This is a genomic window from Bacillus sp. XT-4, from assembly GCF_050864245.1.
Taxonomy (GTDB): domain Bacteria; phylum Bacillota; class Bacilli; order Bacillales; family Bacillaceae; genus Bacillus; species Bacillus altitudinis.
On record NZ_JBPAFI010000003.1, the window covers coordinates 334,684 to 348,857 of the forward strand.

Annotated in this window: 9 protein-coding genes; 7 read left to right on the forward strand and 2 right to left on the reverse strand. The window is 38.3% G+C overall.

Annotation, left to right across the window (positions count from 1 at the left end):
• Positions 1–70 precede the first annotated feature (70 nt).
• Both manA and ACRRMM_RS11550 read left to right on the forward strand, forming a co-directional pair.
• A complete protein-coding gene (gene manA, locus ACRRMM_RS11545) occupies positions 71–1,021 on the forward strand; it encodes a mannose-6-phosphate isomerase, class I (RefSeq protein ID WP_428828642.1) in 951 nt (316 codons plus the stop codon).
• Positions 1,022–1,346: 325 nt separating this feature from the next.
• Positions 1,347–3,977, forward strand: coding sequence for a glucosaminidase domain-containing protein (locus ACRRMM_RS11550; RefSeq protein WP_428828641.1), 2,631 nt, complete (start codon positions 1,347–1,349; stop codon positions 3,975–3,977).
• A gap of 17 nt (positions 3,978–3,994) precedes the next feature.
• On the opposite strand, the gene ACRRMM_RS11555 is transcribed toward ACRRMM_RS11550, so the two are convergent.
• Together ACRRMM_RS11555 and ACRRMM_RS11560 are read right to left on the reverse strand one after the other, a co-directional pair.
• On the reverse strand, positions 3,995–5,182 hold the full coding sequence (locus tag ACRRMM_RS11555) for a CDP-glycerol glycerophosphotransferase family protein (RefSeq protein ID WP_428828640.1): 1,188 nt from the start codon (positions 5,180–5,182) through the stop codon (positions 3,995–3,997).
• 11 nt (positions 5,183–5,193) lie between these two features.
• Positions 5,194–5,964: a WecB/TagA/CpsF family glycosyltransferase gene (locus ACRRMM_RS11560; RefSeq protein ID WP_007499915.1), complete on the reverse strand. Its 771-nt coding sequence runs from the start codon at positions 5,962–5,964 to the stop codon at positions 5,194–5,196.
• 370 nt (positions 5,965–6,334) lie between these two features.
• Between ACRRMM_RS11560 and tagD the strand changes: the two genes are divergently transcribed.
• From tagD to ACRRMM_RS11585, 5 genes are all read left to right on the forward strand, one after another.
• Entirely contained in the window at positions 6,335–6,724 is a 390-nt protein-coding gene (gene tagD, locus ACRRMM_RS11565) for a glycerol-3-phosphate cytidylyltransferase (RefSeq protein ID WP_008343212.1), read from the forward strand.
• A 97-nt stretch (positions 6,725–6,821) separates the two neighbouring features.
• A complete protein-coding gene (locus tag ACRRMM_RS11570; RefSeq protein WP_008343210.1) occupies positions 6,822–8,288 on the forward strand; it encodes an alpha-glucosyltransferase N-terminal domain-containing protein in 1,467 nt (488 codons plus the stop codon).
• A 47-nt stretch (positions 8,289–8,335) separates the two neighbouring features.
• Positions 8,336–10,606 (forward strand): CDP-glycerol glycerophosphotransferase family protein, encoded by a 2,271-nt coding sequence (locus ACRRMM_RS11575; protein WP_017359982.1) that lies wholly within the window; start codon positions 8,336–8,338, stop codon positions 10,604–10,606.
• 182 nt (positions 10,607–10,788) lie between these two features.
• Positions 10,789–13,155, forward strand: coding sequence for a CDP-glycerol glycerophosphotransferase family protein (locus ACRRMM_RS11580; protein WP_428828639.1), 2,367 nt, complete (start codon positions 10,789–10,791; stop codon positions 13,153–13,155).
• Positions 13,156–13,329: 174 nt separating this feature from the next.
• Positions 13,330–14,157, forward strand: a complete 828-nt coding sequence (locus ACRRMM_RS11585) for an ABC transporter permease (RefSeq protein ID WP_060832700.1) — start codon at positions 13,330–13,332, stop codon at positions 14,155–14,157.
• Positions 14,158–14,174 lie beyond the last annotated feature (17 nt).

Consider the following 14,174-nt stretch of genomic DNA (forward strand, 5'->3'; position numbering starts at 1 on the left):
TTGAGACTTGCTAGTTTTCATCTTGCTAGGCAAGGATTATAAAGGGTAGCAAAGGGAGGAGTCATCCTGAATGAAGCAGTCACCAATTTTTTTACTGCCTGAATTGAAGGAGAGAATATGGGGAGGTACAGCCTTAAGGGATCAATTTGGCTATGATATTCCTTCTGATCAAACGGGAGAATGCTGGGCAATTTCTGCTCATCCAAACGGACCAAGTGTCGTGCAAGACGGTCCATATAAAGGGAAAACGTTGATCGAACTATGGGACAATCACAGAGAATTGTTTGGGGGAATAGAAGGCGATCGCTTCCCGCTCTTAACAAAAATTTTAGATGCAAACCAAGACTTATCCGTTCAAGTTCATCCAGATGATGATTATGCGGAAAGACATGAAAATGGCGAGCTTGGAAAAACAGAGTGCTGGTATATCATTGACTGCAAAGAAGGCGCAGAAATGATCTACGGTCATAATGCAAGGACGAGAACTGAGCTTGTGACCATGATGAACAGTGGAGATTGGGAAGGCCTTTTGCGGCGAGTGAAAATTAAGCCGGGTGATTTTTATTATGTGCCAAGCGGTACCATTCATGCGCTATGTGAAGGCACACTGGTTCTTGAAACGCAGCAAAGTTCAGATACGACCTATCGGGTGTATGATTATGAACGAAAAGACCAAAATGGCCATGAACGTGAACTTCACTTCACGCAGGCCATTGATGTCACAACGGTTCCTCATGTAGACGGTTATGCAGATGAATCAGTAGAAACTCGTGCAGGGGTGACCATTAGAACATTTGTAGAAGCAGAATATTTCTCTGTGTATAAATGGGAAATTGATCAAAAAGTAGAGCTATCGCAAGATTATCCGTTTTTGCTGTGCAGCGTTATTAATGGGGAAGGGTCCTTAGAGCATAATGGGCATACATATCCGCTGCCAAAAGGAGCCCATTTTATCCTGCCTGCTGAAACAGGGAACTTCACAATTGAAGGATCTTGTGAACTGATTGTGTCACATATATAAAGAAAAAGAGGAAGAGGACTTCGAGAGGTCCTCTCAGCGTGTAGACAAACCCTCGCATTCTTTGTCAGTCCTGTGTGCTGGTGCTCACGAATGTCAAATTCGCTCCGCGCCAGTACTCGTCCTTCCTTGACTGCAAAGGTTTTCTATCACGCTGAAAAGAAGACAAAGGGGTAAAATAAAGTTCATTTTACCCCTTTGTCAACAATCTGAGAGGACTTCGAGAGTCCTCTATTTTTCTATTGCATAAAAGACTTGAAAGAGACTTGTTTTTGTCGATAAAGAGATTAGTAGACTATTATGCAAAGTTAAGAGAGGGACAGGGAACGTGAAAAAAACCATCAAGATTATGTTACTCGCAGCTGCCTTTGGTATGACATTACACACAGGCAAAGAAGTGCAAGCAGCCTCCTATGTCGATCAATCCATTTATACGATTAGCACCTCAAAAGTATTTACAACAGAAGCAGAAGTGAAAAAAGCGGTTGACACGTTGAAAAAGGATAAGAAGTGGACAGCCACTTATCAAACTTCAGGAAATACATCGACTTATCAACTGACTGCCTCAGGATATGACTCACAAGCAGCAGCGAGTGCAAGTGCCGCTGCATTAAAAAAAGAGTTAGGCATGAGCGGTACGGTGTCTCCAGTAGGTGACCGCCTTCCTTTACAGAAAATCGTATCTGATCCAATCAACGATGAAAGTCAGGCGAAAAAACTTACGCTCGAGCTGATAAAAACATCAGGACTCAATAGCACGTATGAAGCTATCAATCAAAGTAGACCATCTTATCAGGTCATTTCAGGAGCCATTGATTCTGAAACGAAAGTCAAAAATATTCAAACCGAACTACAAAAACAGGCCGGAGTCACGAGTACATACCAAACTGAAAACAAGGCCGGCACCGTGTATCAGCTGATCTCAGGCAATATTGTTGGACAGAGTAAGGCAAATACCATCCTGCAAGGTTTTCAAAAGGAATCTGGTTTAAAAGCAGTACTCCAAACGGTAGCAGCAGGCAAACCGTATTACATCGTCACATCTGCTACACAAACGAATCAGTCTAAAGCGCAAACCCTTCTGACCCAGCTGCAAAAAGAAGCGAAAATCAGCGGAAAGATTCAGAAGGCTGGAGCTGTTAAAAATGTATATAGCATGGAATCAGGCTATTTCAAAGACAATAAAGAAGCAGCCTCAGCGGCGGCTCAGATTAAAAAACAAGCTGGTGCGTCAGGTACTGTGCAGCGAGTAGGAAAAACGAAAAATTATATCGTAAAGCTCAATCAATTAAATGACACAACTTACGCAAAAACAGTTGCCTTTTTCAAGAAAAAGAAATGGCGCTATACGTCTAAAAAGATCTCCTCTACACAGCCATATCAAGTAGTGACTGGGAATCTTTTGGGCGATGATCAAGCGAAAAAAGCAACGGCATTTTTCCAAAAGAAAAAAGTATCCGCCACAACGAAAAAAACAGGCAAAGCATCTGACAGCACGTATCGACTTGTTGTGAATCAGGCAACAGATCAGACAAAAGTAAATAAAGGTGCTACATACTTAAAGGCACAAAAGGTGACAAGCAGCATCACAACAGGCAAGGGACAAGCCGTCAGTAAAGCATACAGCCTAATGACAACTCCTGTATATGATCAAAGCAAAGTGAAGCAGGCACAAGAGATCATGAAAAAAAATGGAGTTGCCAGCAGTACAAAAACATTAACAGAAGCTGTTAAGCAATACCGTATTACGACAGAGGCGACTGTGAATCAGACAAAACTGAATCAAGCCTTAAGTTATTTAACAAAACAAAAAATGAAAGCAGCCGCTCAAAAAACGGGTGCAACTGATTATGGTCAATATCAGATCAAAACAGGGGTTATTTCGACTGCTGCCTTAAGAGACCAAGGCATGACATTCTTCAAAAAGCGAAATGAATCAGCTGCTTATACAACAACGACAAAACCGGCATATAAAATCAACATCACACAGCAGTTTACAGGGTTACCAAATGCGAATGCGGCCATTGCTTTTGTGAAAAGCCAATACGGCTGGACAGCCACTGCGACCAAAATCAAAAATGGTCCAATGGTGATGCAGACGAATTATAACCTCACAGTCAATGAGATGGTAAACAAACAAATGAAGGTATCGCCGCAGACAGATGGTGCAGCCTATGTCTATGCGACATATGTAGACCCAGCGACGTCCACAGTGAATACAGACGGGCTAAATGTCCGTTCTACACCTGATTCAAGTTCGACTAGCAACATCGTCGCACAGCTGAACAAAGGGACAAAAGTGAAGCAGCTTGGAAAAGAAGGCAACTGGATCAAGATCAGCCTCGGCTGGAGAAATGCGAGTTCAGCAGAAGTATTAAAATATGTAGACCCAGCGAATATCGCGGAGGGCACTCAATCTTATTTTCAATTTCTCAAACTCTCTGAAGCTGCAAACCTCAACCCGACTGAAGTGAATACGAAGATTTTAGCAGGGAAAGGCATTCTTGCCGGAAAAGGACAAGCCTTTATCACAGCAGCGAAAACGTATCATATTAACGAAATTTATCTCATTTCTCATGCGCTGCTTGAAACAGGTAACGGAAATTCCATTTTAGCGAATGGTACGATGTTTAATGGGAAAAAAGTATATAACATGTATGGTATAGGCGCATATGACAGCAATCCGAATTATCTCGGAGCAAAATATGCGTATGAACAGCAATGGTTCACACCAGAGGCAGCCATTATTGGCGGGGCAAAATTCATTGGCAACAGCTATATCAATAACGCCACATACAAACAAGATACCATTTACAAAATGCGGTGGTCTGCGACAGCGACTCACCAATATGCAACAGATATTGGCTGGGCTTCTAAACAGGTCACTCGTATGTATAGTTTGTATAACTTACTTGATAACTATACGCTGTATTATGATATCCCCGTGTATAACAAATAAAAAAACGTCCGTGCTTCTTAATGAGAAGCCGGACGTTTTTTGTGTAAGAGCTGATGTTCAATAAAGGAAAGAAGCTGCTGACTTGATTTCCCTTTTGAATATTGGTTCCATTCCTCAGCAAAGGTTTTCAATAAGTCTTGATTGGCTGATTCGTTTAGCCCCTTAAGCTCCTTTAAGAGCATATCTTGAGTGACGCAAGTCTTTCCTGGAATAATGTCTTCATAACGTTCGACTAAACCGCGTTTCATGCGATAAGTCTCTAGATCGTAAGTGAAGAACAAAACAGGCTTTCGGAGCAGCGCATATTCAAACACAATGGACGAATAATCTGTAATCAGGACATCGCATACAGAGAGCAATGGAAAGAGCGGCTGATCGGACACATCAAATATCCACTCACCATCTGTTTCTGCTCTGGCTAAATGTTTCACTGCAGGATGAAGTTTGACGAGCAGGATATAGTCACCCTTCAGCTCTCTATGCAATTGTTCTTTAGAAAAAGGTAAGACAAGACCGTCCATTGCAAAGTCCCGGTAGGTCGGCGCATACAGCAGCACTTTTTTGCCTTTTGGAAAAATATCCGTCTGAAAGGAAATAGGGCGCTCATCATAGTACGCATCTGTGAATGGTACACCTGTTGGCAGAAAACGATCGTCCTTGACGCCAAATGAAGTTTTGAAAATCTCGCGCATGTGATCTGAGCCTGTAACGATATAATCGAAAGACGCATAGACCCGCTTGAAACGCTGCAGATCACGAGAACTACGGTGATGATTTGAAGCGTCTTCAAGACCGAACTTTTTCAAAGCACCATTGGCGTGCCACACTTGAATACAAGTGGTAGAAGGTCTATTTCTTAGCACACTTGTCATCAGAAAATAATTATCTGTGACGACAACTTTGCTTTTTAGCATCGTATAGATACATTGAATGAGATGGAAGGGATTTTTTTCATGAAAATAGCGAAATGACACATGAGGCACGTCCTTTTCTATCACGGAAGCATGCTTCGTATAGAGGACAGTGAGCTTCATTGTCATATTCGCCTGTTGTTGATAAGTATCGATGAGAGCAGCTGCATTCTCTTGGAATGAAACAAGCAGCGTCACCTGATTGTCACGAGGTTTCACGCCGCTCATGAGCCATCCAGCAAAAGAAACAAAAGCTGCATAGAATGAGATGATCATTGAGCGTATATTCATCATGTATCAGTCTCTCACAGCTGCTTCGTCTGATCTTTTACTTGCTCAGGATAGTAGCGCTTTTTCCCTTTGTTTTCTTTTAATACAGCAAAAGCGTATTTTGGGATATTCAGCATTCGTTTCCATCTCCACGGATTGACAATGAGTCTGTACAGCCATTCCGTATTTGTTTTAATCATCCAGCGTGGTGCACGCTTCACCGTTCCGCTAAATACATCAAAGCTTCCGCCTAAACCGATGCAAACAGCTTGCGGGAACAAATGACGGTATTCATAAATAAAGTTCTCTTGGTTTGGATAACCTAAAGCAACAAACACCATATCTGCTTTTGAACGAGCAATTTGTTTTGCCACAAACCGTTTATCCGCTTGATAACCATCACAGCTGCCTGCAATCACCACATTCGGATATTCTGTATCAATTCGCTGTTTGACAGCCTCGAGCACTTCTTCTTTCGCCCCATATAAAAAGATACTTTTAGATTGCTTGTTTGCGAGATCAAGCATAGACATGAACACATCAAAACCTGCAATTCTTGATTTCAATGGACTTTGCGTCATGCGTGACATCAACACAACACCTACACCATCCGGCAGTACATAATCCGCGGAAGAAACCACTTGATGATATGCATCATCCTTCATGACAGCATAGCCGATCTCTGGATTCACTGTCGCAATCATGGCGCCTCTTCTCTGGGAAATATGATGCTGGTTGATATAGCTAATAAATTCATCTAAGTCACCATTAACATAAGAAAGGTTAGAGACCACTTCTGTTTGCATTGTTCAGACCTCCTTTTTCATTTTGTTATCTATGAAACGTTCATTGTAAATTCATTCTTCGCCTACTCATCATTTTATCACAGTTGCTCCATGAAATATTAACAATAACTTTACAATCCTTTAAATTTCGTGACATTTTGATAACTTCATATGGAAGGTGCTTCATAAAACATTGATTTTTCGGACTTTACGTTCCGTGCCCATTAAATTGGAAATAGTTTGTCTTTACATCTGCTTAACGTTTGTTAGGCGCTGTGATATAATGAGGTTCCGAAGAGCGAAAAACACGATCGAAGATAATAGGATTACGGATAAACATTACTGCTTGAAGCAGTCGAATAAGGAATGAAGAAAGGAGTTTATGTTTGCAATGAAGAAAGTTATTACTTACGGTACATTTGATTTATTACACTGGGGGCACATTAAGCTGCTAGAGCGTGCAAAGCAGCTTGGAGATTACTTAGTGGTAGCCATCTCGACAGATGAATTTAATTTACAAAAATCCAAAAAGGCTTATCATAGCTACGAGCATCGAAAGCTGATTTTAGAAACCATTCGTTATGTAGACGAAGTCATTCCAGAAAACAGCTGGGATCAAAAAGTCCGCGATGTACAAGAGCATGACATTGATGTCTTTGTCATGGGAGATGACTGGGAAGGTAAATTCGATTTCTTGAAAGAGCATTGCGAAGTCGTTTACTTGAAGAGAACAGAAGGTATCTCGACAACACAAATTAAGGAAGAAATTGCGGGACTTTAATAGATCGAAAAAAAGTACTTCTTATCTTTTGGTGAGAAGTGCTTTTTCATGTAAAATACAATGAGCAAGTTATCATGATTTTTAAGGAGAGCTTCCTTTGTTTCAAAATTGGATGAAGAAAAAAGTTGAAGATACATTGGATCAACCTGAACAAAATGAAACGATGACATTAGTTGAAATTCCTGACATGGACTACTACTTTATTGTAGGTGACGTACCAAATGAGGAAGACGGCTTAACGAAGTCTTTAAAAGCAAGAATAGAGCCATTGGCTGAGAAACATAAACGTACTGCGATGTTAACTTTGAATTTCGATGTAAATGTGAAGGAACGTATTCGCCGCTTGGAGGAGACCTTTCATCCTCAAATTGACATCCTGAATGTATTTGAACATTACATTCTGCCAGAGAGCGGAAGTAAAAGGTATTATTCGGAGTTTATTGCGGGTGAAGTACCTCAATCCATCAATGAAGCAGTTATCCCGGCAGATACATCGACCATTCAGGTGACGAGATATGAACTGCCTTCTTCCCCAATCTGTATGATTGATCAATATAATGAAGAGCAGCAATTAGTGAAGAGAGAAGAATACAATTGGCAGGGAGCTTTACGCAGAGTTCAAAGCTTTGTTCCTCATACAGGTGCTCTCTATTTAGAAGAATTGATCAAGGACGATGGCAGCATTTTTATGGAGATCATCTATGCTGGTGATGCAAAAAAGAATCCAGTCCGTCACATTAATTGGTATAAAAAAACAGGAATTCAAACATTTACAAAGAAGACGGATATAAAACAACAATGGCTATCCAGCATTCAATTACAAAATGACCGGTTAAAACTGATGGTCACAGAGGACCGGGACCAGGACCGCCATTTGTTTAAAATAGATCAACCGGAATCAACTTATTATGCTGCTTTTGTGCATGAAGCCCATTATGAGGAAAATCCGCACCATATCAATTCTCAATATGGAGAATTATTTAAACAAATAAGAAAACAGCAAGTGGATGCCGTCTTCTTTGGCGATACTAAGCATAAAGAAGATGTTGAGAAGGTTTTAGGAGAACAAACTTATTTCTACCATGTGCCTTCTGATGAAATGTCAGCTTGGAAAACAGTACTTCATCAGATGCTGGAAAACCGTATACGTAAAGATGAGCTGAGAAAGATCGTGGATCGCACGAAATGGGTGCTGCATGATCTTAGCTCTGAACACCATGTTCTTCATCTTCAGCTTAAGATGACAGACGAAATGAGCCAAGCGGATCATGTGGAAATTGATTTTGCAGGATATGATCGAGTGAATGGAGCTGAAATCATTTCTCAAACAATTGATGAGAATGATCAAGTCAGTTTCCCAATTGGTCATTTTCAAACAAAGAAAAACATCGAAACCAACCAAACAAAATTTGTGGATTTTTACATCCGCTTTAAAACAGAAGAACTTCAAGAAGTTTTGCAACGTCTAGAAGTAGAGGGAGAGCTCCTTACCAATAAACCATCTTCAATTGATGGTTGGTCGTATCAAACGAAACAGGGGAACTATTCTTGGAAAGTAAAATAATGATACAAATAACGGTAAGATTTTTGAACAGAGGAGATTAACGATTAATGATTGAAGAGGGAATCCATAAGAAGAGTGTCGTTGAAGGTTTAAAAAATCATCATGAAAAATTGGAAATGCTCGTTCGCATCTACGATGACATGCCATTAGCAGATAGAGAGTTTTATCTGTTTATGAGGGAAAGGGTCTCAAAACAAGAACTATTCCTCCCGCTTGTTCATCAAGAAGAGAATCTATTCAAATTGGTACTGAGTGAAGCATCGCTTCCGCTTGCGTTAGAGCAAGGCCAGACATACAACTTATATGTCACGGACTATCTGAGCGCAAACAAAGAAGAGGACGAAGACGAGCTCGAAGACTCAGCCTATGATTCTGATTCGGAAGAAGAGGATGAAGACGCAAAAGAAGCGGATACCAGCGCAACTTCCGAAATAGAAGAAAAAACACCATATTATAAACGTCGTTTGAAAATGGAAATTGAAACGCCAGAGCTGACATTTTTAGAAAATAAAGAAGCGCTGTTGTATGTTATTCCATATCGTACAGACAAAGGCAATGCTTCATTGAAAATCAAACGGGAGCTCAAAGTTGTGAAATTCCATCATATCGAGCTCAACAAAGAATGCACGCTATCTTTATCTGGGTATGCAGGCGTTCTAAGTGCAGAGCATCCTTATCAGATCAAAGAAGTAAAGCTTCTATTGAAGAAAAATGGTGAGGAACCAGTTGAGCATCGTTTTCCTGTCAAGATGACACATAAAAAAGATGAAGTCATTCAATATCGTGACGACCATCAAACACCACAACTGTATCAATTTTCAGCAGAAGTTCCTTTAGAGGAGTTAACTTATTCCTTAAACAAACGGTTTGTCTATCGCTTCTATTTTGAGTTTATTTGCGATGTTAACGGAGTGGAAGAAACGTTAACAACAACTTCTTTAGTGCTTGGAGATCGTTCAAACAAACTCAAAGGACTTGTTCAAATTCATAAAAGAAACGATGTACCGATTCGATATGAAGTGTACAGAAAGAAAAAAAGACAAACTTTAGGCATCCGAATTAATGATTACACCATGAAGACACGTGCTAAGTACTACGTAAAAAGCAAGTGGAAGAAATTCAAGAAGCAAGTGGGTAAGATTAAAAAAGTTCGCAATCGCCTTGTGACAAGTACTTTCCAAACGACCTTTACACTGGCGAGTAAACTGTCTGTCAAAAAGAAAACCGTTATTTTTGAGAGCTTTAATGGGAAACAATTCAGCTGTAACCCGCGTGCTATTTATGAATATATGAAAGAAAATCACCCTGAATATACGCTGATCTGGAGTGTTAAAAAAGGTCATGAAGCACCATTTAAAGAAAAAGGCATCTACTATATCAATCGTCTGTCATTGAAATGGATTTTTGCAATGGCAAGAGCTGAGTATTGGGTCGTAAACAGTCGTTTGCCGCTATGGGTTCCAAAACCAGAACACACCCAATACTTACAAACATGGCACGGCACGCCATTAAAACGACTGGCGATGGACATGGACGAAGTGCATATGCCTGGAACAAACACGAAGAAGTACAAAAAGAATTTCACGAAAGAAGCATCGAATTGGGATTATCTGATTTCTCCTAATGCATACTCGACCGAAATTTTTACCCGTGCGTTCCAATTCCAAAAGACCATGATTGAGTCAGGATATCCGAGAAATGATTTTCTTCACAATCAAAACAATGAAGAAACAATGAGAGCGCTCAAACAAAAAATGAACTTGCCGCTTGATAAAAAATTGATTTTATATGCACCGACATGGAGAGACGATCAATTTTATAAAAAAGGGCAGTACAAATTTGATTTAGACCTTGATCTGCATGAGCTACGAGCATCTATCGGAGAAGAATATATCATCATCCTTCGTATGCACTATTTAGTAGCGGAAAACTTTGATCTCGGACCATATGAAGGCTTTGCCTATGACTTCTCTCATTACGAAGACATTCGAGACCTTTATATGATTTCCGACCTACTCATTACAGATTACTCTTCCGTGTTCTTTGATTATGCAAACCTTAAACGTCCGATGCTGTTCTATGTACCAGACATCGAAACATATCGTGACAAGCTCAGAGGATTCTACTTCGACTTTGAACAAGAAGCACCAGGACCACTTGTAAAAGAAACATCACGCGTGATTGAATGGGTAAGAGAAACAGAACAGCCGACATTTACATTACCACCTTCATTTACGCCGTTTTATGAAAAATTCTGCTACCTAGAGAGCGGAGAGTCATCGAAGCGTGTGGTGGAAGTAGTGTTTTCTGAAAAATAGTAAAAAAAGTACCGTTCCTCTCATGTAGAACGGTACTTTTTTGTTTTTTTTATTCCATTGTACACATATTTAAAAGTAATGGTAAAAATAAAAAAACATAGAAATTTAACAGTAAACATGCTAAATTTAGATAAGATTATCCGGTATTGTAAATATGCTGAAAATAATATAGAGGTGCTTCAATGTACAAACTTTATCATAATTTTATAGAAATTCTAAATTTAGATGAACATAAGCTAGTAATATATATTGACGAAATAGAGAAGTTGTCAACTTTTGAATTTAAAGAGTTAAATGTAAACGATTCAAAGTGGATTTGTAAAATTGATGTAAAGGATCAAATGATTTTTGAATCCACAATAGATCATTCTAATGAAATGATTTATCTCTATGCTAAGGATCAAAATTTGTATATCTTGAAAGAAAGCTCTGACATGATTCAGCCAAAACAAATACATTCAATTGAAATTAACAATCAATTTGAAAAAATCTATGTTAAACAATTAGGATTAGACCGCTATGGCTTGTACAGTGGAGAAAAGGAACTGTTGTTATTCTCAGGGCTGCTAAATGTAGATGAGATTAATCAAAATTACAAAATGGATTTAGCAATTGATGGAGAAGAAAAAAGATTTGTGGACATCTCCTTTATCATATATGGTCTTTTCCACTTTGTTATTACGTACGATTGTCAAAATAAAGAACTAAATGTTAGAAAAATCTTGTTTGATGTGATGCAGGAACATAAAGAGATTGAAGTGACTGTAAATAACCGTAATCAAATCAAAATTCTAAATAAGGTAACTGAGCAAAAGAAAATCGTCAACTTTAGACTCGTTCCTACATATCAGCCGCTTAAGATTTTCGGTAAAGATACATTAGAGCAATTCAAAGAAGATAACATTCTTAATATTCTAGTGATAAATAAACAAAGATATTACATATATGTAAGAACAAATGGTGTTTATTTAGTAAGAGGAAATCCATATCTTGTCACAAAACACACTTCTAGATTACGTATTTTTAGTTTGTTTAATAGCTTCTATGTTTATGGAAGACTGACTCATTACGCATATAATTCAGACCAGAAGTATGAATATCTTTATATTAGAAACTCTGAGCACCAATTGGCGAAATTTACAAGACCATTTAGAAAGATCAAGTTTCTGAAAAGATATGGCTTCTTTAAAATTTCGTTAAATGATCTTGATTTAGATAGCAGAATCCACAATAACTTGTTCGTAGGAAATGATCACCGGATTATCCATAGTTTAAGATTGAAAAAAAGAGATAAAAAGGTTAAGACATATATCACGAAAAAGAATGGGGACAAGCTACAAGTACTAAGAACAAATCTTTTTGGAAATGTCACGTCAACTATTATTCCTTATTCTGAGGAATATTCTTTATTTAGTAAGGTCAAAATAAAAGTAGCGAGCATTTTATCATCGTTTTATAAAGACAAAAAATATGGTGTCAATTTGTTTTTTGAGAAAAAGAGTGACAAAGCAGATGAATCAGCTATTAGGGTTTATGACTATGTTCAAGAGAATTGTCAAACAGACTCAAAGAATTACTTTATTCTCAATAAGAAATCCAGTGCCTATCCAGCATTGAAAGCGAAATATGGAAAAGGAATCATTCCGAAATATAGTCTGAGACACTATTTAAGTATTTTTAATGCCAGCTATTTTATTTCAAGTGAGCTATCTAACCATGTTCTGAATGATAGACTATATATTGATCATCTTAGAGAGAGAATCATGAGTGTTCCGCTTGTATTTTTACAGCATGGCATTATGTTTGCTAAGCCAGTTGATAATCCAATGGCTTTTGGATTCCATAAAGACAAGAACCAATACAATATTTATAAATCAGTCATCAGCTCTGAATTAGAAGCCGGTGAATTTTATAAAATGAACTATGACCGTGATGATTTAATTTTGACCGGGCTCGCGACCTTTGACCATGCAAAGTTAGTAGAGGATGCAGATAAAATTGCCTTCATGCCAACTTATCGATATTGGGAAGAGGGGCTTATTTATACGAATAGAATTGAGGAAACCTCTTATTATAGAGTTCTAATCAAAATCATCAAAAGCTTTGAAGAAGCAGGCTTGCTTGATCGTCTTTTAATTGTACCGCATAATAAATTTTCACAATATGTGTATCAGAATTTACCGCAGTATAAACATATTATTTCTGATAACCCTTCAGAAGCGCTAAAAGTGTCGAAAGTGTTTATTACAGATTATTCTTCTGCTATATATGATGCGCAATATAGAGGTGCCTACCCGATCTTTTATTGGGAAGAGAAAGATTACTTAATTAGACAGTACAAGGCCATTCCGCCTGTGAACGAAGAGAATGCACCAGGTCCAATTGCATATAACACTCAAGACCTGATTCGTATTGTCAAACATGCAATCGATCATCAGTATGTGGTAGAAGATGAGTATAAAGAAAAATATTTGAAGATCAATAGCTTTAACGATAATCAAAATACAAAAAGAATTACTGATTTCTTAAAAGAGCATCAAATCATCTAACATCTGAGGGGCCCCCTGAATCTACGATCGCAAGGATTCAGGGGGATTTTTAGTTTCCAGAATAAATGATACGACTTTTGTTATAAGATGAAATGTGAATCGTTATCTGTTACAATTATGAGCGGTGCTTTTTAAAAAAGTGATCCCAAAAACTTATATCTAAGGAAGATTAGAATGAACGCAATGTTGACGATACTGAAGGAGCAAATCAGCTCATTTTCGCTGATTATGCGACTTGCTGTTTATGAAACAAAATCAAAATATCAGATGAATTATTTAGGTGTTTTATGGCAGTTTTTAAATCCATTGATTCAAATGCTGGCTTACTGGTTTGTTTTTGGTTTAGGCATTCGTGGAGGACAGCCAATTGTCATTGGAGGCATGGAGATTCCATTTATCATCTGGATGCTTGCTGGATTAATACCTTGGTTCTTCATTAGTCCGACGATCCTTGATGGATCAAACAGTGTGTTTAAACGCATTAATATGGTATCAAAAATGAATTTTCCGATTAGTGCGCTGCCGTCTGTGGTCATCATGTCCAATTTGTTCAGCTATTTTGTCATGATGGGTGTCTATCTGATTGTGCTGATTTCTTATGGCATATATCCTGACGCGCATTGGCTACAATATATTTACTACCTTATATGTATGATCGCGTTTATGTTTTCGTTTAGTTTGTTTAATTCAACAATTAGTGTACTCGTAAGGGACTATCAATTTCTTTTACAATCAGTGACACGTTTACTTTTCTTTTTGCTGCCGATTTTTTGGAATATCTCAGAGAAGCTCACTGGAGACAAAGCATGGATAGGAGATATTTTAAGATTAAATCCTCTTTTCTACATTATTGATGGTTTCAGAAATAGCTTGTTAAAGGGAGAATGGTTCTTCCATGATGTGAAATATACGCTTTATTTCTGGCTGATTACGCTTCTTTTTTTAACAGTCGGTTCATTGCTTCATATGAAATTTAGGGATAAATTTGTCGATTTTCTTTAAAAAGTAAGGAGATTATA